This window comes from Thermopetrobacter sp. TC1 (genome assembly GCF_000746275.1).
Lineage (GTDB): Bacteria > Pseudomonadota > Alphaproteobacteria > Rhizobiales > Aestuariivirgaceae > Thermopetrobacter.
Window position 1 is genome coordinate 472,916 of sequence record NZ_KN050828.1, and the last position, 22,183, is coordinate 495,098.

General features: G+C 61.3%; 20 protein-coding genes, 2 tRNA genes and 1 riboswitch. Of the genes, 12 read left to right on the plus strand and 10 right to left on the minus strand.

Annotation, left to right across the window (positions count from 1 at the left end; genetic code table 11):
• The first annotated feature begins 245 nt into the window (after positions 1 to 245).
• The 6 genes from ligD to yacG all read left to right on the plus strand — a co-directional run bounded on the left by ligD (position 246) and on the right by yacG (position 4,593).
• Entirely contained in the window at positions 246 to 1,205 is a 960-nt protein-coding gene (gene ligD / locus EK16_RS05855) for a non-homologous end-joining DNA ligase (protein ID WP_197059622.1), read from the plus strand.
• Between the two features lie 187 nt (positions 1,206 to 1,392).
• Complete coding sequence (msrP, locus tag EK16_RS05860) at positions 1,393 to 2,364, plus strand: protein-methionine-sulfoxide reductase catalytic subunit MsrP (RefSeq protein ID WP_038036056.1); 972 nt, start codon at positions 1,393 to 1,395, stop codon at positions 2,362 to 2,364.
• Positions 2,365 to 2,442: 78 nt separating this feature from the next.
• Positions 2,443 to 3,081: a protein-methionine-sulfoxide reductase heme-binding subunit MsrQ gene (gene msrQ, locus EK16_RS05865; RefSeq protein WP_051928990.1), complete on the plus strand. Its 639-nt coding sequence runs from the start codon at positions 2,443 to 2,445 to the stop codon at positions 3,079 to 3,081.
• Between the two features lie 208 nt (positions 3,082 to 3,289).
• The gene (gene infA / locus EK16_RS05870; RefSeq protein WP_038035296.1) at positions 3,290 to 3,508 is read left to right on the plus strand and encodes a translation initiation factor IF-1; all 219 of its coding nucleotides are present in this window, start codon (positions 3,290 to 3,292) and stop codon (positions 3,506 to 3,508) included.
• Positions 3,509 to 3,623: 115 nt separating this feature from the next.
• Entirely contained in the window at positions 3,624 to 4,271 is a 648-nt protein-coding gene (locus EK16_RS05875) for a Maf family protein (RefSeq protein ID WP_038035298.1), read from the plus strand.
• Between the two features lie 79 nt (positions 4,272 to 4,350).
• On the plus strand, positions 4,351 to 4,593 hold the full coding sequence (gene yacG / locus EK16_RS05880) for a DNA gyrase inhibitor YacG (RefSeq protein WP_038036058.1): 243 nt from the start codon (positions 4,351 to 4,353) through the stop codon (positions 4,591 to 4,593).
• 86 nt (positions 4,594 to 4,679) lie between these two features.
• On the opposite strand, the gene EK16_RS05885 is transcribed toward yacG, so the two are convergent.
• From EK16_RS05885 to EK16_RS05895, 3 genes are all read right to left on the minus strand, one after another.
• Complete coding sequence (locus EK16_RS05885; protein ID WP_038035299.1) at positions 4,680 to 5,294, minus strand: HD domain-containing protein; 615 nt, start codon at positions 5,292 to 5,294, stop codon at positions 4,680 to 4,682.
• 23 nt (positions 5,295 to 5,317) lie between these two features.
• Positions 5,318 to 5,935 (minus strand): DNA-3-methyladenine glycosylase I, encoded by a 618-nt coding sequence (locus EK16_RS05890; RefSeq protein ID WP_038035301.1) that lies wholly within the window; start codon positions 5,933 to 5,935, stop codon positions 5,318 to 5,320.
• A gap of 203 nt (positions 5,936 to 6,138) precedes the next feature.
• Positions 6,139 to 6,215 (minus strand) — tRNA-Pro (locus EK16_RS05895).
• A 162-nt stretch (positions 6,216 to 6,377) separates the two neighbouring features.
• On the opposite strand from EK16_RS05895, the gene EK16_RS05900 reads away from it, so the two are divergent.
• Positions 6,378 to 6,452: transfer RNA gene (locus tag EK16_RS05900), tRNA-Gln, on the plus strand.
• Positions 6,453 to 6,630: 178 nt separating this feature from the next.
• On the plus strand, positions 6,631 to 6,951 hold the full coding sequence (locus EK16_RS05905; protein ID WP_038035302.1) for a hypothetical protein: 321 nt from the start codon (positions 6,631 to 6,633) through the stop codon (positions 6,949 to 6,951).
• 372 nt (positions 6,952 to 7,323) lie between these two features.
• On the opposite strand, the gene EK16_RS12230 is transcribed toward EK16_RS05905, so the two are convergent.
• The 5 genes from EK16_RS12230 to gcvT form a co-directional block, all read right to left on the minus strand.
• Complete coding sequence (locus tag EK16_RS12230; RefSeq protein ID WP_156098500.1) at positions 7,324 to 7,686, minus strand: hypothetical protein; 363 nt, start codon at positions 7,684 to 7,686, stop codon at positions 7,324 to 7,326.
• Positions 7,687 to 7,778: 92 nt separating this feature from the next.
• The gene (locus tag EK16_RS12235; protein WP_156098501.1) at positions 7,779 to 8,147 is read right to left on the minus strand and encodes a hypothetical protein; all 369 of its coding nucleotides are present in this window, start codon (positions 8,145 to 8,147) and stop codon (positions 7,779 to 7,781) included.
• Between the two features lie 25 nt (positions 8,148 to 8,172).
• Positions 8,173 to 11,079: an aminomethyl-transferring glycine dehydrogenase gene (gene gcvP / locus EK16_RS05910; RefSeq protein ID WP_038035304.1), complete on the minus strand. Its 2,907-nt coding sequence runs from the start codon at positions 11,077 to 11,079 to the stop codon at positions 8,173 to 8,175.
• A 238-nt stretch (positions 11,080 to 11,317) separates the two neighbouring features.
• Positions 11,318 to 11,695: a glycine cleavage system protein GcvH gene (gene gcvH, locus EK16_RS05915; protein ID WP_038035305.1), complete on the minus strand. Its 378-nt coding sequence runs from the start codon at positions 11,693 to 11,695 to the stop codon at positions 11,318 to 11,320.
• A gap of 252 nt (positions 11,696 to 11,947) precedes the next feature.
• Complete coding sequence (gene gcvT / locus EK16_RS05920; RefSeq protein WP_051929121.1) at positions 11,948 to 13,087, minus strand: glycine cleavage system aminomethyltransferase GcvT; 1,140 nt, start codon at positions 13,085 to 13,087, stop codon at positions 11,948 to 11,950.
• Between the two features lie 256 nt (positions 13,088 to 13,343).
• A riboswitch (glycine riboswitch) is annotated at positions 13,344 to 13,476 on the minus strand.
• A 187-nt stretch (positions 13,477 to 13,663) separates the two neighbouring features.
• Between gcvT and EK16_RS12240 the strand changes: the two genes are divergently transcribed.
• From EK16_RS12240 to rnhA, 4 genes are all read left to right on the plus strand, one after another.
• A complete protein-coding gene (locus EK16_RS12240; RefSeq protein WP_038035307.1) occupies positions 13,664 to 14,653 on the plus strand; it encodes a cupin-like domain-containing protein in 990 nt (329 codons plus the stop codon).
• Between the two features lie 187 nt (positions 14,654 to 14,840).
• Complete coding sequence (locus EK16_RS05930) at positions 14,841 to 16,037, plus strand: GNAT family N-acetyltransferase (protein WP_197059623.1); 1,197 nt, start codon at positions 14,841 to 14,843, stop codon at positions 16,035 to 16,037.
• A 163-nt stretch (positions 16,038 to 16,200) separates the two neighbouring features.
• Positions 16,201 to 17,187: a 4-hydroxy-3-methylbut-2-enyl diphosphate reductase gene (gene ispH / locus EK16_RS05935; protein ID WP_051928991.1), complete on the plus strand. Its 987-nt coding sequence runs from the start codon at positions 16,201 to 16,203 to the stop codon at positions 17,185 to 17,187.
• Entirely contained in the window at positions 17,184 to 17,654 is a 471-nt protein-coding gene (gene rnhA, locus EK16_RS05940) for a ribonuclease HI (RefSeq protein ID WP_038035311.1), read from the plus strand. The genes ispH and rnhA overlap by 4 nt, the downstream gene beginning before the upstream one ends.
• Before the next feature lie 67 nt (positions 17,655 to 17,721).
• Here rnhA and EK16_RS05945 read toward each other — a convergent pair whose 3' ends face one another.
• On the minus strand, positions 17,722 to 18,660 hold the full coding sequence (locus EK16_RS05945; protein ID WP_081910306.1) for an LOG family protein: 939 nt from the start codon (positions 18,658 to 18,660) through the stop codon (positions 17,722 to 17,724).
• A gap of 158 nt (positions 18,661 to 18,818) precedes the next feature.
• Positions 18,819 to 20,195 carry a DUF2336 domain-containing protein gene (locus EK16_RS12415; protein WP_197059624.1) on the minus strand — a complete coding sequence of 459 codons (1,377 nt, stop codon included), beginning with the start codon at positions 20,193 to 20,195 and terminating at the stop codon, positions 18,819 to 18,821.
• Positions 20,196 to 22,183 lie beyond the last annotated feature (1,988 nt).

Sequence of the window (22,183 nt, forward strand, 5' to 3'; positions counted from 1 at the left end):
CCCGGGATGCACAGGAGCCTTATTCACGCCTAGGATTGTCCTTGCAGGCTCAGGTGAGCACGCGGGCATAAAGAACGGGGCAATCAACCAAGGACGAGGCCATGGCCGGGGATGAAACCAGAAAGGACGGCAATGCCGAAGCGAAGCCAGGCGCATCTGAAAACGCCGGCCGGACGGAGATGAAGGATGGCGCAGTCTTGTCATCGGAAAAAGCGACTGTGACTGACGCGGAAAATGAACCTGGCGTGCGCGTTATCGAAGGGCGGGAAGTGCCGTTCACCCATCCCGACAAGCTTTTCTGGCCGGCGGATGGCATCACCAAGGAGAGGCTGGCGCAGTATTACCTGCGCCTCTGGCCGCGCATGAAGGCGCACCTTGCCGACCGCCCCGTGACCATCAAGCGCTACCCGCGTGGCCTCGGCGCCGGCGGCTTTTATCAGCGGCGTGTGCAGGAATGGTTTCCGCCCTGGGTGAGAACCGCGGATCTGCCCATGAAGGAGGATCCCGCGCAGGTGGTGCGCGAGGCGGTGATCGATCATCCCGCCACGCTCGTTTTTCTCGTCAACATCGGCGCCCTGGAGATCCACGCCAGCCTCGCTCACGCCGATGCGCCCGATGTGCCGGATCTCATCATCTTCGATCTCGATCCGCCGCGGGACTATGTGGATGCCGTGCGCACAACGGCGCTCAACTTCCGCGCCATGCTGGCGGATCTGGGGCTGGCTGTCTTCGTCAAGACCACAGGCTCACGCGGCTTTCACGTCACCATTCCCATCCGCCCCCGCTATGCCTTCGACGTGATCCGCCCCTTCGCCCGCGCCCTTGCCGAACGCATGATCGCAAGGGATCCCGAGCGCCTCACCCTCACGCCCCGCAAGGCCGAGCGCAAGGGGCGCATCCTTATCGACATCTGGCGCAATGCCTATGCACAGACAGCCGTTGCGCCTTATTCCACCCGTGCCCGGCTGCATGCGCCCGTTGCCCGGCCCCTGCCGTGGGAGGCGCTGCAAACGCCGGACATCCATCCGCGGCGCTACACCCTTGCCAATGCCGAGGAGTGGCTTGCCGAACCCTGCCCCTGGCAGGACATGCGGTCGCTTGCCGTGGATCTGACCGCCTGGGCCAAGGACGCCCCTTCCGATTTGGCTGCTTTTCTTCTCAAGGCCGAGGAGACAACGCAGTCCGCTCGTAAAGACAACTCCTGAACGTTGCTTCATTCAGATCCGGGGTTCCTCCCGGAAGACACCTTTCAAAAGTGACACGGGATTGTGATGGATCGTGTCTTGTCCAATAAGCATCTTTGATTAGAAACATTCTTGTTTGAAGTCGCATGAAAGGCTGGCCGTAAGTTCTCTTTTCTGCGCGCGGTATATGGCAGGAGTGGAAAAAACCATGACGTGGCGGTTTCGCACGGATCTGACGGAAAGGGATGTTACACCTGAAGAAGTTTATCGGGATCGCCGCCGCATCATGAAAATGCTCGCTGGCGCCGCCGCGACCGGGGGCGCCATGGCCCTTGCCCGCGGGCGCATCGCCCGGGCCATGAGCCGCTCGGAGCTGCCTGAGGAGACCCAGGCAAAAGAGACGGCGCAGAATGCGCTTTCGCCCATAACGCCCTATGAGGCCGCGACCACCTACAACAACTTCTACGAATTCGGGCTGAACAAGTCCGACCCCGCCCGCCGCGCCGGCCGCCTGACCATCGCCCCCTGGCAGGTGCGCATCGACGGTCTTGTCGACAAGCCCGGTACCTATGACCTCAACGACATTCTCAAGCGCCTGCCGCAGGAGGAGCGTATCTATCGCTTCCGCTGCGTGGAGGGCTGGTCGATGGTGCTGCCCTGGCGCGGCTTCATGCTCAAGGACCTTCTCGCCTGGGTCGGGGTGAAGCCGCAAGCCCGTTTCGTTGCGTTCGAAACCCTCTATCGCCCTTCGGAAATGCCGGGGCAGAAATATCCCCTGCTCAAGTGGCCCTACCGCGAAGGCCTGCGACTGGACGAGGCCCTGCATCCGCTCACTCTCATGGCCACGGGAATGTACGGCAAACCCCTGCCCAAACAGAACGGCGCGCCGCTGCGTCTGGTCGTGCCCTGGAAGTATGGGTTCAAGTCCATCAAGTCGGTGGTGCGCATTTCACTGGTGAAGGAGCAGCCTGTCACCAGCTGGAACATGGCCGCGCCGGATGAATACGGCTTTTACGCCAACGTCAATCCGCATGTGGATCATCCGCGCTGGTCGCAGGCCACGGAGCGTCGCCTGGGCGGCGGCCTGTTCGCCCCGCGCATCCCCACGCTGATGTTCAACGGCTATGAAAAGGAGGTGGCCCGTCTTTATGAGGGCATGGACCTGCGCAGGTTCTTCTGAACACCCCTCCTCGCGCCCGCGAAACTTCCCTCTCCGAAAAAACGAGCATCCGCTCCCTGTAACGAAGACGGTGCCCGCATGATCCCGCCGATCAGACAGCTCAACCGGCTTGTGGCCCGCATGCCCGCCTGGCCGCTTTACGCCTTGGCGCCGGCAATCATCGGCTATCACTTCTGGCTGGCGCTCAACGGGATGTCCGGCCCCAATCCCGTCAACACCCTGGAGCGCGATCTCGGCCGGGCCGCCCTGCAGCTTCTGCTCCTCACCCTGGCACTCACGCCCTTGCGCCGCCTGTTCGGCATCAATCTTCTGCGTTTTCGCCGTGCTTTGGGGCTTTCCGCATTCTTTGTCGCCCTTGCCCATCTGCTCGCTTGGGCAGTGATCGATGTCGCAAGCTTTTCGCGCATCTTCGCCGACATAGCCAGGCGCCCCTACATCACCATCGGCATGGCCGCCTTTCTCGCCATGGTGCCGCTGGCGCTCACCTCAACGCAGTCGGCCATGCGCCGTCTGGGCGCGAAGCGCTGGCGGCGGCTGCATCGCCTGGTCTATGCCATCGCCCTTCTGGCGGTTGTGCATTTCATCATGGTGCGCAAGGGCTGGCAGCCGGAGCCGCTCATGTATCTCTTCATCCTCCTTCTCCTGCTCGCCGCCCGTTTGCCTTTCCCGCCAATCTTTTCAGGGGAGGCAGGCGAAGGGGCGAAAAAGAGCGCCTGATTGGACAGCACCCTGGCAGGATGCATGGAAATTGCGCGCCGAAGCATTCATCCGAAACGGAAAACTTGGCCTTGAGATAAAAACGTCCTACATACGGGGCAGCCGATCATGATGCGCTGAACATGTATCGCCGCAACGGGCGCGCCTTTGAATGGATGCGTGACGGATTGGCGATAGTCCGGGACATGAGGGAGACGGAAGAAGAGGCATGGCAAAAGAGGAACTGCTGGAATTCGAGGGCACGGTTACGGAGCTTCTGCCCAACGCCACCTTTCGCGTGAAACTGGACAATGGCCACGAGATCATCGCCCACACGGCGGGGCGCATGCGCAAGAACCGCATCCGCGTTCTGGCCGGTGACCGCGTGCTCGTGGAGATGACGCCCTATGACCTAAGCCGCGGGCGCATCACCTATCGCTTCAAGTGAACGAAATTGTGGATGCGGGGGCCAGGGCATCGCCCGGTGCCGTGATGCGCGGGCGGTGTGCCTTATACGGATCAGGTTCGCGGCCCGCATCGTTTACGACCTTCACGAGGCCCGCATGACCGACACCGCGCCCAAGCGACTGGTTCTTGCCAGCGCCTCTCCCCGGCGGCTTGCCCTTCTGGAACAGGCCGGGCTGAAGCCCGACCTGCTCAATCCCACCGACATTGACGAAACGCCTCACCGCCGCGAAACGCCACGCGCTTTCGCCCTGCGCATGGCGCAGGAAAAGGCGCAGGCGGCATGGAACGCACCGGCGGTGCGCGGGCTTGAGGGCGAAGTTTTTGTGCTCGCCGCGGATACGGTGGTGGCGCTTGGGCGGCGCATCATGGGCAAGCCGGCCGACCGCGAGGAGGCGCGTCACATGCTGCGCCTGCTTTCCGGGCGGGCGCATCGTGTCTGGACGGGGCTTGCCCTGATCACGCCGAAAGGCAGCATGCGCACCCGCATCATCGACACCAAGGTGCGTTTCAAGCGCCTCTCACGGGAAGAGATCGACGCCTATCTCGATACCGACGAATGGCGCGGCAAGGCCGGCGCCTATGCCATTCAGGGGCGGGCGGGCGTCTTCGTGCGTCACATCAACGGCTCGTATTCCAGTGTTGTCGGCCTGCCGCTGTATGAAACCGTTTCCCTTCTCGCCGGCAATGGCTATCCTGTGCTTCAGGCCTGGCGCGAAAACCCGGCCGAGGTTGTAACCTCCTAAGGAAGCTGCATGAACTTGGCCATCTCATGGCCGGCATGCCAAGATCTTGAATTTCTGCGTGAAACCGGATGGTGGGGCCGTGACAACACCAAAAGACACGACGGGAAAACAGAAGACGGATACGGTCACGCCCCTGCGGCCGCCGCGCCCCTGCCCGATCTGCGGCAAGATGAGCGTGCGCGCCTATCATCCTTTCTGTTCCAAGCGCTGCGCCGATATCGATCTCAACCGCTGGCTCAGCGGCAGTTATGCCATCCCGGTCGTGGAAGAGGACGGTGGCCTTCCGGAGGCTTCCGGTGAGGAGGAAGACAAGAGCGCCTGATCCCGTTTTGGCCCGAGCGGAAACGAAAATCTCCACGGACCGGTGCCCGCGCACTCCGGCCTCAAAGGCCCGGGCAGCGTGTTTTCTCAACGCAGGGTGCGGAAACGGCGCAGGAATTCGGCCTTGGCCCGCTCCGCCGGCCAGGGGCTGAGGCGGAACAGATCATCAATGCCCGGGCCCTTCAGTCCGCGCGGCCGGCCAAAGAAGCGCGCGGCCTCTTCGTCGCTGAAGCCGGCAAGCTGCGTGGCTTCCAGAAAGGCGCTGGCGCGATCGGCCCGCTTGATAAGAGCCGCGATCTCTGCAGGCAATGTGGCCGGCAGGCCGAAACGGATGTGAATGGCGCATTCCAGGCGTTTCTCGAAGTCCTTGTAATCAAGCCCCAAAGCGGCCTTGAACGGACTGATCATGTCGCCGATCACATATTCGGGGGCATCGTGCAACAGCGCCGCTAGCCGCCAGCGCCGCTCGATGCGCGGCCTGAAGATGCTGACCAGCCGCTCCACCAGCACGCAATGCTGCGCCACGGAAAAGGCATGCTCCCCGGCCGTCTGCCCGTTCCAGCGGGCCACGCGCGAAAGGCCGTGGGCGATGTCCTCGATCTCGATATCCACCGGCGAAGGATCAAGCAGATCAAGCCGCCGCCCGGAAAGCATGCGCTGCCAGGCCCGCACCGGCTCCTTTTTCTCGCGTGTTGCGCCCATAAATGCCGTATGTTCCGTTTTGTCTATGTCTTGCCGTTTTGGTCATGCCAGGGGTGACGATGGCATGAAATGAGATGATCATTGATCAGGCCCGCCGCCTGCAGAAAGGCCTGCACCACCACCGGCCCGCAAAAGGCAAATCCCCTGGCCTTCAGGGCCCCGGCCACCTTGCGCGACAGCGGGCTTTGCGCCGGCACCTCCGCCCTAGTCCGCGGCGCGTTGATCACGGGCGTTCCATCGACGAATTCCCACAGAAAGCGGGAAAAGGCCACAGGCCCGCCCATGGCGCACACGGCGCGGGCATTGGTGATGGCGGCCTCGATCTTGGCGCGATTGCGCACAATGCCCGCATTTTGCATCAGCCTATTCACTTCCGCATCTCCCCAGGCGGCGATGACCTCGGGATCGAAACCGGCGAAGGCGCGGCGAAAGGCCGTGCGCTTTCGCAGGATCGTCAGCCAGGACAGCCCCGCCTGAAAGGTATCGAGCACGAGCTTTTCAAACAGCTTTTGACCATCCCGCTCCGGCACGCCCCATTCCTCGTCGTGATAGCGCACATAAAGCGGATCTCGCCCGCACCAGCCACAGCGCGCGCGGCCGTCCGCATGCACGATCACGTCCTCTTCCCAGGCAATGCCCATGACTTCACGTCTGCTCCCGTCCGATCCTGCCGCTCGGACTGCAAACCGTCCTGCCTTTTTCGTATGACAGAGCCCAAAGGCGCGGAAAAGAGCGTTTTCATCGACATGATCGATATGGATGCGGCCTGCCGGCAGGAGCGGGCATGAAAAAGGCGGCGCTTTCTGCCTTCCTTGCAATGGATGAGGCAGAAGCGCCGCCGAATTGGTCGGAGTGGGCAGATTCGAACTGCCGACCCCCTGCTCCCGAAGCAGGTGCGCTACCAGGCTGCGCTACACTCCGTCAGCTCAAAGTTCGCGCGCATCAGGCACAAGGGTATATAGCGCCGCCGCGCCGCCGCCGCAAGGGCATCGCTGCACTTTGGGCGTCAAAAAATCGGTGGACATGACCATTGAACCGCATGCGAACTTGAGCTATCTCATCCGGCGCAAGCCGCACGTGTTTTGGGGCGTCGCCAAGTGGTAAGGCAACGGGTTTTGGTCCCGTCATTCGCAGGTTCGAATCCTGCCGCCCCAGCCATCCTCTCCGTTTTCCCGCCAACACGGCCAAATGCTGCGTTCATCCGGCCTTTCATGCCGTGATTATGGACAGGGGGCTGCCTGAGTTCTCCTGATGGAAAGGGGGCTGGCCTTGCGCGCAGGGCCTGTGCGATAAGGGGCGGGAATGATCGTGATCAGACAGGGGCGAGGCGACAGCCATGACCACGCGCACCATCACCGTTCGCTGCGAGGCCTGCGGGGCGGAGGCGGAGGCCCGAATCGAGGGCATTGCCGAGATCGAGGCGGCGCTGCCCCGGCGCTGGAAGCGGCGGATCATCAATCACCGCGCCTATATTCTCTGCGATGTCTGCGGCCATCCCGTGCAGTTCACCGGCGGCATCTCGCCCTATCTGCTCGATGCGCTGAACCTGCCGCCCAATGCCACCTGCGAGATCGAGGAAATCGATGATTTCCGCGGCGATCCCGACCTCGTCACCTGGCGCCGCTGGCGCCGCAGCCGCTCCAACCGCGGCTGGTGATGGTTCAAGGGCTCCGGCGGGGCTTTTCCACTCAGCACAAAGGCTAACAGTTTTTGGCATATCTCCTAGCCAAAGAGCATATCAAACATTTATATAAAAGCAGCGGAATGTGCTTTATTTCCATGCTATACTAATATAAGTTGCAATCTCAGACTCCAAATGCATGAGCTTTTCCGTACGATACTCAAGAGTCCATTTTTCATCCGTTCAATTACTTAGAGATACGTAGGATTCAAATTTGTCATACTGTTAATGAGTGATTTCAATACAAGTCATCATGATCCTGTCTGTTTCATATCTCCAAAGGCTATCACAAAAAAAATTAAACCACTTAATATAATTTTAGTTTAATACCTTATATATTAAAATACCTTATACATTAAAATGTACCTTGCTTATCACCCCTAATCTTTTTAAAAAAGATAATTTTTCCCTCATGCTTGCATCATCTATAGGCGCCGGAAATAATTCTATTATACAACTATCTATTATTTCTAATTTTTCTCCTTCTGTCTTTTTCTCCCAATCCCGCACATCTTTTTCTTCTACAGTTATTTGACATAATCCTATCTTATATTTATCTGCGTACATATACATCTCTTCTAATTCCTTCATAGCCTCTGTTTCTGTAACCCAAAACATAAAATATGCTCTATCCGCAAAACGTTTATGAGAAACTGCTTCAAAGATATACTGCCTCCAATCTTTTAGGTTTGGTTTTACTTCGATAGTCACCACCTCCAAATGCCTAATTCCAAAATCATCATATAAATTTACCCCAACTATATCAGGATTTCCCCATTTTTTATTTTTAGTTTTATTATGTATTATTCAGAAATAACGCCATATTGCTTTTTCTCACTGAGCCACAATTCAACCATAGGATATAAATCCTTTTCAGATATTGCTTGCGAATCATCCGATTCGTTAGATTCTTCTTCATCAACTACCGTTTCTATATAATAATATCCCCTGTGAGGCCCGCCACTTAAAATATTGCTTCCTTCTTTTTTTGCTTCTTCTCTTAATATTTTATATATAGCACTTTCTTTTATATTTAAATCAGGATTTTGCTTATCTAGTTTTTCTTTAATTTTTTTTAATAAATTTGCAAGCGGCATACCTTTAGTTTTATCTATTGTATATTTTCCATTTTTTAATATATCAACAGCAGTATTAACTATTTCTTCTTTCATATGCTTAACCCCCTATTCCTTATATTTAATTCCCCCCTTCCCTCTGCCAGTGTGGGATGAGGTGCCTATCTCCCCATGCGTTATCCACTCTAGCAACAGGGGGCCAGAATTTGTCAAGTTCGACCCAGGGGAGGGGGAAGTAGGCTTCTTGCTTTGTATACGGGTAGGGCCAGGCGCCGTTGTTCAACAGGTGCGGCGTATGCGGGGCGTTTTTCAGCGGGTTGTTGTCGCGGTCCCATTCGCCCTTCGCCACCTTGTCGATTTCGGCGCGGATGGAGATCATGGCTTCGATGAAGCGGTCCAGCTCCTCGCGGCTTTCGGATTCGGTGGGTTCGATCATGAAGGTGTCGGGCACCGGCCAGCTCATGGTGGGCGCGTGATAGCCATAATCCACCAGGCGCTTGGCCACGTCCTCCACGGTAATACCCGTCTCCTTGCGGATCTGGCGCAGGTCGATGATGCATTCGTGTGCCACGTAGCCGCCGCGGCCCTTGTAGACCACCGGATAATAGGGCTCCAGCTTGCGGGCGATGTAGTTGGCGTTGAGGATCGCCACCTGTGTAGCCTTCTTCAGGCCCTCCGGGCCCATCATGCGGATGTAGGCCCAGGAAATGGTGAGAATGAGCGCGCTGCCCCAGGGGGCGGCGGCCACCTGACCGATGGTGTCCTCATAGCGCGCGGCCGCCGGGTTCACGCCATCCACCACCACATGCGCCGGCAGATACTTGGCCAGATGCGCCTTCACGCCGACGGGGCCGACGCCCGGGCCGCCGCCGCCATGGGGAATGGCGAAGGTCTTGTGCAGGTTCAGGTGACAGACATCCGCCCCCAATTCGGCCGGGCGCACATAGCCCACCAGCGCGTTCATGTTCGCACCATCGAAATAGACCTGCCCGCCGTGCGCATGCACGATGTCGCAAATCTCCTTCACCGATTCCTCGAACACGCCGTGGGTGGACGGATAGGTGATCATCAGCGCCGCCAGCCGCTCCTCATGCTGCGCGGCCTTCTTCTTCAGATCATCAAGGTCGATGTTGCCCTGATCGTCACAGCCCACAGGCACCACCTTCAGGCCCGCCATGCCGGCCGAGGCCGGGTTGGTGCCGTGCGCGGAGGTGGGGATGAGCACGACATCGCGCTGACCCTGCCCGCGCTCGGCATGATAGCGCTTGATGACGAGAAGGCCTGCGTATTCGCCCTGGCTGCCGGCGTTGGGCTGGAAGCTGAAGGCATCAAAGCCGGTGAGCGTGCACAGGTAATGCTCCAGCTCCTCGATCAGCTGCTGATACCCTTGCGCCTGCTCCAGCGGGGCGAAAGGATGAATGTGGGCGAACTCGCGCCAGCTCAGCGCCTGCATCTCCGTGGCGGCATTGAGCTTCATGGTGCAGGAGCCGAGCGGGATCATGGAGCGGTCCAGCGCGATGTCCTTCTGCTGCAGCCGGCGCAGATAGCGCATCATCTCCGTCTCGGAATGATAGCTGTTGAAGACGGGATGAGTGAGGATCTCATCGGTGCGCAGCATGTTGGCCGGAATGCCCTGCCGGGCGCGCGCATCGATGTCATAAAGCTCATCCGGGTGCTGCACGCCATGGGGGAAGAACACCTTCAAGAGGCGCACCACCTCGGAGCGGCGGGTGGTTTCATCCGTGGTGATGGAGACATGATCGGCATCCACCACATGGATGTTGATGCGCTGCTCGCGGGCGCGGGCCGCATACCACTGCGCACGGCCCGGCACCTTCACGGTAATGGTGTCGAAAAAGCTCTCGTTCACCACCTCAAAGCCGTATTCGGCAAGGGCGGTGGCGATGATTTCGGCATAGCGGTTGGTGCGCTGGGCAATCTGCCTCAGTTTCTCCGGGCCGTGATAGACGGCGAAGAAGGCGGCGAGATTGGCCAGCAGCACTTGTGCGGTGCAGATGTTGGATGTGGCCTTTTCGCGGCGGATGTGCTGCTCGCGCGTTTGCAGGGCCATGCGCAGGGCCAGCCTGCCTTCCGCATCGCGTGAGACACCAATGACCCGGCCCGGCATCTGGCGCACGTGATCCATGCGCGTGGCGAACCAACCGGCATGCGGGCCGCCATAGCCCATGGGCACGCCAAAGCGCTGGGCGGAGCCCACGGCAATGTCCGCGCCCATTTCTCCGGGAGATTTCAGCAGCACCAGCCCCAGAATATCGGCAGCGATGATGGAGAGCGCGCCGGCCTGTCTCAACGCGTCGCACACGGGCGTGAAATCGCGGATTTCGCCGGAGCTGCCGGGATACTGAAACAAGGCGGCGAAGACCTCATCCGGATCGAGATCGGTGAAGGGATCGCCCACCCTGACCTCAAAGCCGAAATTTTCCGCCCGCGTTTTCACCACCGCCAGGGTCTGCGGGAAGATGTCCTTGTCCACAAAGAAGACATTGCCCTTCTTGCCGCGGGTGACGCGATGGGCCATGGCCATGGCTTCCGCCGCGGCGGTGGCCTCGTCCAGCAGCGAGGCATTGGCCACATCAAGGCCGGATAGATCGGAAATCATGTGCTGGAAGGTAAGCAGCGCCTCCAGCCGCCCCTGGCTGACCTCGGCCTGATAGGGTGTGTAGGCGGTGTACCAGCCCGGATTTTCCAACACGCGGCGCTGGATGACCTTGGGCATGATGGAGCCGTAATAGCCCTGCCCCACCATGGACACCATCACCCGGTTGCGCCGGGCCATGGCCAGCAGCTCGGAGATGCAATTGCGCTCCGAAAGGCCGGAAGGCAGGCAAAAAGGGCGCTCCGTGCGAATATGCGGCGGAATGACCTTGTCGATCAGATCATCGAGGCTTTCGGCCCCCACCACCTCGAGCATCTCCGGCAGATCCTCATCGCGCGGGCCGATGTGGCGCGGAATGAGATTGGCACCGGGCTGCAGGTCACGCAAAGTGGGGCGATCGGGCTTGGTCATGGCCAGCTTGCTCCTGATGCAAGTCTTTATTTCCGCCTGAGTTACCCCCTCTTCCCCCTGACAGGGGGAAGTCCGGCGCGCAAGCGCCGGGAAGGGGGTCGGGCCACAGGCGTCCAAACTTGCCGCCCGACCCCCTCCCTGTCCCTCCCCCTACCAGGGGGAGGGGACGACTACGGCTCGTTCGGGCGAGCAAGATGGAAAGCTTAAATGGCCCAGACGGTATCATCTTCGATGTTTTTTACGCCTCCGAGGCAACGAAGGCCTCATAAGCCGCCTTGTCCATGAGGTCTTTCAGCTCATCCGGGTTGGACAGCTTCACCTTGTAGAACCATCCCTGCCCTTCCGGATCCTCGTTGACGCGGCCGGGGTCCTCGCTCACCACCGGATTGACCTCGACAACCTCGCCGGAAACCGGAGCATAGACATCGGAAGCCGCCTTCACCGATTCCACCACGCCGGATTCACCGCCCTGCTCCACCTGCGTGCCTACCTCCGGGGTTTCCACGAACACGATATCGCCCAGCTGCTCGGCGGCGTGCTTCGTAATGCCCACGGTGCCGATGTCACCCTCGACGCTGATCCACTCGTGCTCTTTCGTATAGTAGATATCCGCCATCACCGTTTCTCCCGCAATAAATCCGCTAGCTTCCCTTACTCCGTCATGGAGACGTCTTTCCCCCTCTCACCTCCCCCTGATAGGGGGAGGTCGGCGCGCAGCATCGTCAGATGCGCAGCGCCGGGAGGGGGTCGGGCCCCAACCGCCGGAGCAAGCGGCCCGACCCCCTCCCTGTCCCTCCCCCTGCCAGGGGGAGGGGACTTAAATTGTACATCCGTTGACTGGTCACTCGCTCCCTCATCTGACGCATGCTCACTTCCCCTTCGGGCGGCGCCTGTAGCCGGGTTGGGTGAAAGTGGGCGAGGCGACGGTGGCCGCCGCTTCGCGCCTGCCGGAACGCAGGGTCACGGGCGTGCCCTGTTCCGCGCAGGCTGCCGCCACATAGCCCATGGCCACCGGACCGCCCACGGTGGGGCCAAATCCGCCGGAGGTGATGCGGCCGATCACCTCGCCCGCCTCGTTCAGCACCTCCGCACCGGCGCGCACAGGCGCCCGGCCCTGAATGGCAAAGCCCACGCGCTTGCGCGCCGGACCTTCAGCCAGTTCCTTAAGAATACGTGCCGCACCGGGAAAATCGCCGGCCTCGCGGCGGCGCTTGCCAATGGCCCAGGTCAGCGCCGCTTCCACCGGCGAGGTGGTCTCGTCGATGTCGTTGCCATAAAGGCACAGGCCCGCCTCCAGCCTGAGCGTATCGCGCGCGCCAAGGCCTGCGGGCTTCACCTCTGGCTCGTTCAAGAGCAGCTCGGCCAGCTCTTCCGCGCGCTCCGCGGGCACGGAAATCTCAAAGCCGTCCTCGCCGGTATAGCCGGAGCGGGAGAGAAACACATCAATGCCCGCGATTTTCGCTGGCATGGCCTCCATGAAGTAGAGATCGGCAACCTCGGGACAATGGCGGGCCAGCGCCGCTTCCGCCTTCGGCCCCTGCAGGGCCAGCAGCGCGCGGTCTTCGTGCATGAGAAGTTCCACGCCTTCCGGCAGCACGGCGCGCAATGCCTCCGCATCCACATCCTTGCGGGCGGCATTGAACACCACCATCAGCCGCCCGTCCTCATGCGGCGGGCGGGTGACCATCAGATCATCGATGATGCCGCCTTCCTCATTGAGCAGGAAACCATAGCGCATGCGCCCGGGCGCAAGCTCCTTCAGCGCTGCCGGATTGAGCCGCTCCATGGCAGCGGCCACGGTTTCCCAGTCCGGCCCCACGAGAGAGGCCTGCCCCATGTGGGAGACATCAAAGAGAGAAGCGGATTCGCGCGTGTGCTGGTGTTCGGCGATGATGCCCTCGTATTGCACCGGCATGGCATAACCGGCGAAGGGCACCATGCGCGCGCCCAAGCGCTCATGCAGCGCAAACAGGGGCGTTTTCTTCAGGTTTTCACTGTCAGCGGCCATGTCAGGCTCCTTCAGAGCGGGCGCGAGATCTTCCAAGCCTCCGCGCCATCACTTCGTGGCAGTCGCAACAGACCAATCCCATCCAAACGGCAGGGAAATGTATGGCCTACGCTGGCTGCCCCACTCTGTCCGGAACCTGAGAGAATCACCCGCGGCTTGAGCGCAACGGGCTTACCCCCTTCGGTGGGTTGATCCCCGGTGCGGGAAACCTGTCGGTTCCCGCTCGCACCAGAGACAACCACTCTCCAGAGTTCCCATCTCCCGTGCGGTCCTTTTGCCTGAGAGTTTCCTGGGGCGGTTGCTCCTTCGGCGGCGCCGCATGGTTGTATCGAATTGCAACACGCGCAAAACGATACATCCCTTTTGGCGCTCTCTCCCGCGCGGGATCATCGGGATTTGCCAAGAGAAAGACTGTCTGCGCCTTTTTGCCAAGTCAAGCGCCACGTTCGTCAAATCCCGGAAAACACACAGGCTTTCAATCGACAGACGTTCCGGCGCTTTCCGCCAAGTGAAACTGGCATGCTTCTTGGAATGATCAGGGGCGATAGGTGTCGCACGAGGAAAGGGGATCCGAAAATGACACACTTCGAGATGAATCTGCAGGCCGCCCACCTGATCCGGGACAGCGTGGAGGCCTTTGAGGGCATTCATGACAAGCCCATCATCTTCGAGCATGCGCTGGCCGATCTGGCCATGATGACGGATGAGCATCTGGCCATGATCATCGAGCGCGCCGCCGCGGCCGGCCCCATGTCCTACAACCTCTCCACCGTCGATATCGATGAAGAGGGCCGGGAGCACTGGGTTCAGGGCCTGCTATCGGAAGACGGCAAGGTGGACGGGCATGCCGTTCTCGATCTCATCAAGGCCGGCAAGCTCTGGCTGCAGGTTGAGAACCTCTATTATCTCGCGCCGCATCTGTATGGGCTGCTCAAGCGGGCCTATGACGAGCTGGCGGAGCGGCTGCCGAACTTCAGCTATCGCAATCTCTACTGCAACCTGCTGATTTCCGGGCCGGAAGCGCGTGTGACGCCGCACATCGACGTGGCGGAGGTGATCCTGTTTCACATTCGCGGACACAAGCGCATGACGCTGTGGGATCCGGAGCGCTATCCCGTTCCCGATGAGCTGAGCGAGGCGATCATCTTACGCGAAACGCTTGAGGACATCGAAATCCCCGAGGAATGGAAAAGCGGCGGTGATTCCTATGAGCTGGCGCCGGGGCAGGGCGTGAGCTTCCCCTATCTGTGGCCGCATTCGGTGGACAACCTTGGTGATCTCAACGTCTCCCTGCAGACGGAATATCACCATCCAGCAACCATCCGCCGCTATGGCGCACTTTATGCCAACGGTCTGCTGCGCCGGCGCCTTGGCGTGGAGCCAAAGGACACCGGCCCGGGCGTTCTTGGCGAGAGCCTGCGCGCCGCCGCCGGACTGGCCGCCAAGAAGCTGCACATCGACGGCGGCAACCGGCGTCAGGTGCTGGCGGCCTTCGTTGTGGACAAGGATGCGCCCGATTTCATCCGCCGTCTGCCGCCGGAGCATGCGCCCGTGTTGCGCAAGTAACCGGCGCCGAAACGAACGGGACACAGAACCAGGCAAAACACCATCAGGCGCACGACCGGGAACCACAACCACGCAGCGGCCGGCAGGGGGCATGAAACGGCCCGCCATGCCGGCCGCAACCAAACAGGGGCGAAGCACTTTAGGGGGCGGGATGATGACGAAAGCCTGCAAGAGGGAGCATGCCGCCATGCCGGAACTGCTGGTGGAGGTTGCCGATACGATCCGGTCCGTCGAAAGGCTGAGGGCGGACTGGACAGCGCTTATCGCCGCCGGTGCCCGCCCCGGCCCGTTTCAGGACTGGCCCTGGATCAGGGCCTGGATCGATCATGCGGTGGATGAGGAGGACACGTCTGCTGACCGCCGTAAGACGAAGAGGTCCCTGCATCCCTGGTTCGTGATCGTGCGTGAGCGGGAAACGGCATCTCCCCTCATGATCTGTCCCATGCAGCTGGACCGCCACATCGGCTTGAAAAGGCTCACATGGTTTTCCGTGCCCGCCCTGCAGGAAGGCGGCATCATCGCCGTGCCCATGCCGGAAGAAAAGCGGCAGGCGGCATTGGAGGCCGCCCTAGCCGCCATGAAGCAGGCGCCGGCAGACTTTCTCGATTTCCGCCTGATGGCCCAAGATGGCCCTGTGGCCTCGTGGCTTGCCAGCCGTTGCCGCAAGGGCATGGATAACGCCGCCTATCTTGTGGATTTCTCAGAATTCTCCGACTGGCGCGCCTTTGAACTCTCGCTGAAATCCTCCGCGCGGCGTTCGCGTAAAAAACGGCTCAATCGCATGCGCAAGGCCGGCGAGGTGCGCTTTATCGTGCATGAGGATCCACGAGAGATTGCCCGACTGCTCGATGTTGCCCTGGGCTGGAAGCGGCAGTGGCTCAAGGAGCGAGGGGTGGAGGATGCCCTGCCCGAGCGCCCCTGGTTTGCTGCCTTTCTCAAGGCCTTGCCGGAAACGAATACCGGTAATGCCCGCTGGGTGATAGCCGAACTGTCCTTCAACGGCCGCCCCGCCGCCGTGGATTTTGGCGCCATCGCCAACGGCGTCTTTCACGCCTATCTGTCTGCCTATGATGAAGGCTTGCGGACGCATTCGCCCGGCAAGATCGCCCTGTGGCTGATGCTGCAATGGTGCATGGAGCAGGGGTTATCCGCCTATGACATGCTGGCCAATCCCGCGCCCTACAAGGAGGACTGGGCCAATCGCACACGGCCGCTGGATCAGTACATTCTGCCATTGAGCATGGGCGGGCGGGCCTATGCCCTCTGGGCCTCCCGGCTGCGTGATGTGGCCGCGCAGTGCTATCACACCCTGCCGGAAAATGTGCGCGCGCCTTTAAGCGGCTATCTGCGCCGTCTTCGCGGCGGCGTGGCCAAGAATGGCTAGCCGGGGCCGGCCGTTATCAGCATTCAGGTATCGTTCGGCAGGCCAGATAGATTTGCCGGTCTTTCCGGCTTGCCCTTCCCGCATGGATGAACGACGCTTGACGTCATAGGCCGCACACGGCACCTTCGCCTCCGACCCACATTCGACCTTAAGGAGGTGCCTCGTGCAGATATCCGGCAAGGAACAGCCCGTTCGCATCCTTCTCGCCCAGCCCCGGGGGTTCTGTGCCGGTGTGGTGCGCGCCATATCCATCGTGGAGCGCGCGCTGGAGATCTATGGCGCGCCTGTCTATGTCCGTCATGAGATCGTGCACAACCGCTTCGTCGTCGATGGCCTGAAACGCAAGGGCGCGGTATTTGTGGATGAACTGGACGAAATTGCGGATCCTTCCCGTCCGGTCATCTTTTCCGCTCATGGCGTGCCTAAAAGTGTGCCGCAGGCGGCGGATGCCCGCGGCATGATGTGGATCGATGCCACCTGCCCTCTCGTGTCCAAGGTGCACTCGGAGGCCATACGCCATCACGAGGCCGGGCGACACGTTCTGCTCATCGGTCATGCCGGCCATCCGGAAGTCATTGGCACCATGGGGCAGCTGCCGGAAGGCGCCATCACCCTGATCGAGACCCTGGAGGATGCGCGCACGGTTCAGCCGCCGGATCCGGAAAATCTCGCCTATATCACCCAGACCACGCTTTCGGTTTTTGATACACAGGCGATCGTGGAGGAGCTGAAGCGGCGCTTTCCGGCCATACGCGAACCGGTCAAAGACGACATCTGCTATGCCACGACCAACCGTCAGCAGGTGGTGCGGGAGATGGCGCCGCAATGTGACGTGGTGCTGGTGGTTGGGGCGCCCAATTCCTCCAACTCCCGCCGTCTTGTGGAAGTGGCGAAAAGCAGCGGCTGCGAGAAGGCCTTTCTCGTGCAGTCCGCCGAGGATGTAAGCTGGCAGGACATCCGCCCCGGCATGACCGTGGGGCTCACCGCCGGGGCCTCGGCGCCGGAGGTTCTTGTCGAAGGCGTGATCGAGGCCTTTCGCACCCGCTTTGATACGATCGTGGAGCTTCTCGCGCTCAAGGAGGAACATGTCTCCTTCAAGCTGCCGCGCGCGTTGCGCAAGGCGGCGGGCGAGAAAGGAGCCGCATCATGACGGGGGAGCGGCCACGCAAACGCGTGGAGATTTTCACCGATGGCGCCTGTTCCGGCAATCCCGGCCCGGGAGGGTGGGCGGCGCTGTTGCGTTATGGCCCGCACGAAAAGGAAATCTCCGGCGCGGAAGCCCAGACCACCAACAACCGCATGGAGCTCATGGCCGCCATTGCTGCGCTGGAGGCCCTGAAAGAGCCATGTGAAGTGGATCTCTACACCGATTCCGAATATTTGCGAAAAGGCATGACCGAGTGGATCCATACCTGGCAGAACAACGGCTGGCGCACCGCCGGCAAGAAGCCCGTCAAGAATGCCGACCTGTGGCAGCGTCTGCTGCAGGCCATGGCGCCGCATGAGGTGCATTGGCACTGGGTGCGCGGCCATGCCGGCCATGCCGAGAATGAGCGGGTCGATGCTCTTGCCCGCAAGGCGATGCGTCAGCTGATGCAGGCAAAGCCGAAAGATTAACGGGCGCCTGCTCGCCTTTCCTCATGATGTATCCCGGCAAACGCCCTGGCGCGCTGAGTGCCCGTCTTCAGCGCTTGTTCCATTTTCTGGGGTTGCCGCCATAGAAATCCCGGATCACCTTTACCGCTTCCTCGGCCGAATCCACGATCTCGAACAGATCGAGATCCTCCGGGCTTATGGTGCCGACCTCGACGAGAAAGTCGAAATCGATCAGCCGGGTCCAGAAATCGCGTCCCACGAGCACAATGGGCATGCGCCGCGCCTTGCCCGTCTGCACCAGGGTGAGGATCTTGAACACCTCATCCAGCGTGCCGAATCCACCGGGGAAAGCCACCATCGCCCGCGCCCGCAGGGTGAAGTGCATCTTGCGGATGGCGAAATAATGGAAACGGAAGCACAATTCCGGCGTGATGTAGGGGTTCGGATGCTGCTCATGCTCCAGCGTGATGTTCAGGCCCACGGAGCGCATGCCCGTCTCCCATGCTCCGCGGTTGGCCGCTTCCATGATGCCGGGGCCGCCGCCGGTCATGATCACGAAATCATCGCGGCCCGCTTCCTCGGCATGGCGGGAGATGATGGCGGCGAAGCGGCGCGCCTCCTCGTACCAGTGCGACATCTCAAAATCCCGCTTCGCCTTGCGCATCGCCTCCTGCCGGTGCGGATCATCCGGGGCGATCTGAAGCGCCTTTTCCGCCTCCTGCAGGCGGCGTTGCGCCTCCTCCCGGGAGAGAATGCGCGCCGAACCGAACACGACCACAGTGGCCCGCACCCCCTGCTCGCGCATGATGCGCTCGGGCTTGTTGTATTCAAGCAGCAGGCGCGTGCCGCGCAGGAATGGGGCATGGAGATAGTCCATGTCCTCGAAGGCGAGGCGATAGCTGGGAGACTGAATGCAGCGATCAATCCCTTCGCGCGGTTCGAGTTTTTCGAGATTGGCTTTCTCGCCGTTGCCGTTTTTCGTCTCGCGCCCGTGTTTCTTGTGGTTGTTGCCGGATTTGGTGGCCATGGATTTCTTATCCGCCAATGATGAACGCTTCGATTCGCGATCTTGCACAAGGAGGGCGCATGATGAAAGAGTTCAGCGCCAACCCTTTTGCCCTTCAATGCACAAGAAGGTTGCCCTTTGTCAGAACGGGCGCGGGCATGCGCGTATGAGACACGCTTTTACGAATCTTCCCTGGCAGACGAAAACGGCGCATAGGGCCCTGTGCCCCAGAAATCCCAGTCCCAATAAAGGAGCATAAGCCGCGCCTTGTTGAAGGACAGAAGGTCAAAGAGATTCTGCAAATCCTCCGCCTTGCGATGACGTGACAGAGCAAGCGCCGGCGAGGAGAGCAGGCGCGTGATCGCCTGCATGAAGGTGTTGCGCACATAACCGAGCACCCGCAGCACCACGACCAGCGGCTCACCGGTGGGATCGGTGAGTGCCCAGCGTGCCGTGTTCTCATGCAGCCCGAGAAGGCGCACAAGGGTCATGGCCGCCGTCTCCACATCCCCCTGGGCGAGGGTGTCGATCATGGCCTCGATGCGCAGCAACCGATCGGTATCCGCCGGCGGCAGCGGCTCCATGACCAGATCCAGCACTTCATCCAGCAACAGGGAATCGCTCAGGAACCGCCCGATCAGATGCCGGCGCAGCGGCGGCGCCACATAACGGAACAGGCGGAAGGCCACCGCCGGCACCAGATCGGCCCGCGTGCTGAGTGCCGCCTGCAGCTCCTCATCATCCCGGCTGGCTTCGACGAGATCGAAGAGGATTCCCTCGCTCAAGGTCACCTGCGTATTGCGCGCAAGCTCTAGCAATGCGGCAGGTTCGCCCCGTTTTGCCAGAGCAGAACAAACGAGCTCGGGCAAACGCCGGCGGCGGGCAATGGCACACAATTCATCGGGGCCGCCCTTTTCCACCATCTCCAGCAGACGGGCGGAAGGTAACCGGGCATTTTCCAGAACCTCCACGCGGATACGCGTATCAGCCCGGTCGAGCACTTCCTTGACCAGGGCCTCCGGCGGGCGTTCCATCAGGCACAGGCGCCGGGCCAGCACCGTCATCGGCACATCCGCCTCTTCCATGAGGATGAGGATGCCGTCGGTGGCCAGGGCCCGTTCCGCAATCTGCGCCCTGCTGTCCGGCATGCCCATGATCCGCAAAAGCCGCTCCAGCCGCTGCAGGACTTTGGGATCGCTCGTTTCCGTCTCCTGTTTCGGTTGTCCAGTCATGCCGTCAATGGCCGGTGTTTGCCCCATCATGGGCGATGCACCAGCGGCCTGCGGCATGTCCGGCACGGGCTGACCCATGCCTGGCGCGGCAACGGGCTGGATCATCGGTGCCTGTGGCCCCTCAGGGATCTGACCCGGAACAGCCCCATCACCGGCCGGCGGCATGGCGAATTGTTCCGGTGCGCCTGGTGTGGTCACAGGCTGCTCCGGAGCAATGGGGCGCTGAACCGGCTCGCCCGGGGCAACGGGCGCGCCCTGACCTTCCTGCCAGGCCGGGGGAGCAGGCTGGCCTGCCGCCTGCATCGGATCAGGCCCGGCACTCATGGCTGGTTGCGGTGTCGCGGTCTCCATGGACACCGCTGAGGAAGAGCCGGGATCATTTTGGGTCGCGGCCGCTGCCGGCTGCGATGTATCAGCGGCACTGCCATCCGCTTCTACATCAGCCTGCGGCGCTGAAGACCCATCATGCGCGATGGCCGCGCTCCCGGGCGCTGAGGCTTCGGTAGGCTGCACCGGGGGCATCGTCTGCCCGGGCGATTCCATGGCCGGTGCTTCCTGATTATCTCCGGGCTGGACATCTTCACCGGGCTGACTAGCATTCTCTAAGGATGCCTCATTGCCGCCAACGGTTTCACTGGTTTGCGTCAGGGCATCCTTCTGAGCCTCCCAGGCCCGTTGCCAGTCCGGGACATTCGTGCTTTCCGCCTGATCGAAGACAGCAGAATCGCTTTCGGTTGCCGCCGCACCGGAGGATGCGCCCGCCTCAGCGCTGCCAGTGGTCTCCGAAGCTGTCGTCGATTCTGTTTCGCCTGCGGCTTTGGAGGAATCTGCGTTTGCGGATGCCTGGGCTGTTGGCGCCGCCTGGTTTTCGCCCGCATTCTCCTTTTTGGCCGGCGCGGTCTTGTCAGCGCCTTTCTTCTTGCGTTCCAGCCGGCCGAGCAACGCCCGGAAGGCATCGGCGCTCACCGCAGTATCGGACTCATGAGACTCCGCGGCGGATGACGCATGTTCTTCCGCCTCTGAAGTCTCTTTATCTTCTTCTTCAGCCGCGTCTGCATCCTCATGCACATCGGCAGATGCGCTCGCCGGTGCCTGGGCCGTCACATTCGTATTGACCGCCTGCTCTGCATCAGAGGCGCTCTCCTTCTGCGCCGAATCTGTCCCTGAAGCCTCTGAAGCAGCCTCTTCGGCGGCTTCGGACGCAATGCCTGCGACTTCTTCATCATTTGCTGCTTTTTTGGTGGCCTGCGGTGCTTCCGGCTTGGCCGCCTCCACAGGTTCTCCAACGGCTTCCGTCACCGCCGCCTCATGCGCCATTGCAGAGTGCGCTTCTGCGGCGTTTGCTGCCGTTTCGAAGTCTGGCGATGCATTTTCCGAAACGTTCTGTTCCGACGAGGCGACAGGCTGCTCCGACTGCATGTCAGCAGCCGCAGGCGGTGAGGCTTCGTTTTCAGCATGAACGGCCGGCTGAGCCTCTTGCACCGGAGTGGCCGGCTGAGCCGTTTGCGCCGGGCTGACCGTCGAGCTGCCGTCTTCCTCAGCAGCTGTATTCACCGGAGCCACGCCGGAAGATGCAGGATGAGCCATGGCCTCCTGTTGCGCCTGCATGCCCCCCTGCTGGACCTGCATGGCCGCGGACGGCATGGCATGAGCATGAGCGGCCTGAGCCTGCTGTGCAGTGCCTTGCGGCACAGGCTGTTGAGCCTCAACCTGCGGCTGAGCCGGTTTGGCCTGCTGTTGCGGAGCCTGCCCATGCATTCGGGCTTCTGCAGTCTGCGGTGCGGAGGCGCCCTGTGGCATTTGCCCCTGAGGTGATGGGGGTTGAGTGCCGCCGGCAGATGCTTGCGCCCCTTGGGCGGGGGCATTGCCTGCAGGCATGGCACCATGCATGCCAGCACCTGCCGGAGCAGCGTCCTGCGGAGCAGAAGCAGAAGAGACAGGCGTGTTCTGAGCGGCCATATGCGGCGGCATGCCCTGCGACGTGCCCTGCGGCATCATGCCCGGTGTGACAGGCTGTTGCCCCTGAGGCGGCACGTTTGAAGGCGCCGGATTGGTCACCGGCCCGGCCATGCGAGGCGGTGTTTGCATCCGCCCCTGCGGCGGCATCGCCCTGGCCCCCGGCATGCCTTTGGGAGAGGCATTGTTTTTCGGCTGATTGGGCGCGGCCGCTTGTGGCCCGCCGACCTGAATACCGCGCAGGGCGCCATGGGGCGTCTGCTGTGGCATGGCGCCCGTGTTGGGCATCTGTGGTGTCTGCTGTGATGTGGAAGAGGGCACAGCAGGCCCTTCACCCCCCGGCATGGTGCCCGCCG

Excerpts from the sequence above, each read along its gene's own strand:
- EK16_RS05945 (WP_081910306.1), bottom strand. The coding sequence starts at position 18,660 with ATGGCCACCAAATCCGGCAACAACCACAAGAAACACGGGCGCGAGACG.
- EK16_RS12415 (WP_197059624.1), bottom strand. The coding sequence starts at position 20,195 with ATGAGTGCCGGGCCTGATCCGATGCAGGCGGCAGGCCAGCCTGCTCCC.
- EK16_RS05890 (WP_038035301.1), bottom strand. The coding sequence starts at position 5,935 with ATGGGCATTGCCTGGGAAGAGGACGTGATCGTGCATGCGGACGGCCGC.
- EK16_RS12235 (WP_156098501.1), bottom strand. The coding sequence starts at position 8,147 with ATGAAAGAAGAAATAGTTAATACTGCTGTTGATATATTAAAAAATGGA.
- EK16_RS05885 (WP_038035299.1), bottom strand. The coding sequence starts at position 5,294 with ATGGGCGCAACACGCGAGAAAAAGGAGCCGGTGCGGGCCTGGCAGCGC.
- gcvP (WP_038035304.1), bottom strand. The coding sequence starts at position 11,079 with ATGACCAAGCCCGATCGCCCCACTTTGCGTGACCTGCAGCCCGGTGCC.
- infA (WP_038035296.1), top strand. The coding sequence starts at position 3,290 with ATGGCAAAAGAGGAACTGCTGGAATTCGAGGGCACGGTTACGGAGCTT.
- msrQ (WP_051928990.1), top strand. The coding sequence starts at position 2,443 with ATGATCCCGCCGATCAGACAGCTCAACCGGCTTGTGGCCCGCATGCCC.
- gcvT (WP_051929121.1), bottom strand. The coding sequence starts at position 13,087 with ATGGCCGCTGACAGTGAAAACCTGAAGAAAACGCCCCTGTTTGCGCTG.
- EK16_RS05930 (WP_197059623.1), top strand. The coding sequence starts at position 14,841 with ATGCCGGAACTGCTGGTGGAGGTTGCCGATACGATCCGGTCCGTCGAA.
- EK16_RS05905 (WP_038035302.1), top strand. The coding sequence starts at position 6,631 with ATGACCACGCGCACCATCACCGTTCGCTGCGAGGCCTGCGGGGCGGAG.
- msrP (WP_038036056.1), top strand. The coding sequence starts at position 1,393 with ATGACGTGGCGGTTTCGCACGGATCTGACGGAAAGGGATGTTACACCT.
- EK16_RS05875 (WP_038035298.1), top strand. The coding sequence starts at position 3,624 with ATGACCGACACCGCGCCCAAGCGACTGGTTCTTGCCAGCGCCTCTCCC.
- rnhA (WP_038035311.1), top strand. The coding sequence starts at position 17,184 with ATGACGGGGGAGCGGCCACGCAAACGCGTGGAGATTTTCACCGATGGC.
- gcvH (WP_038035305.1), bottom strand. The coding sequence starts at position 11,695 with ATGGCGGATATCTACTATACGAAAGAGCACGAGTGGATCAGCGTCGAG.
- EK16_RS12240 (WP_038035307.1), top strand. The coding sequence starts at position 13,664 with ATGACACACTTCGAGATGAATCTGCAGGCCGCCCACCTGATCCGGGAC.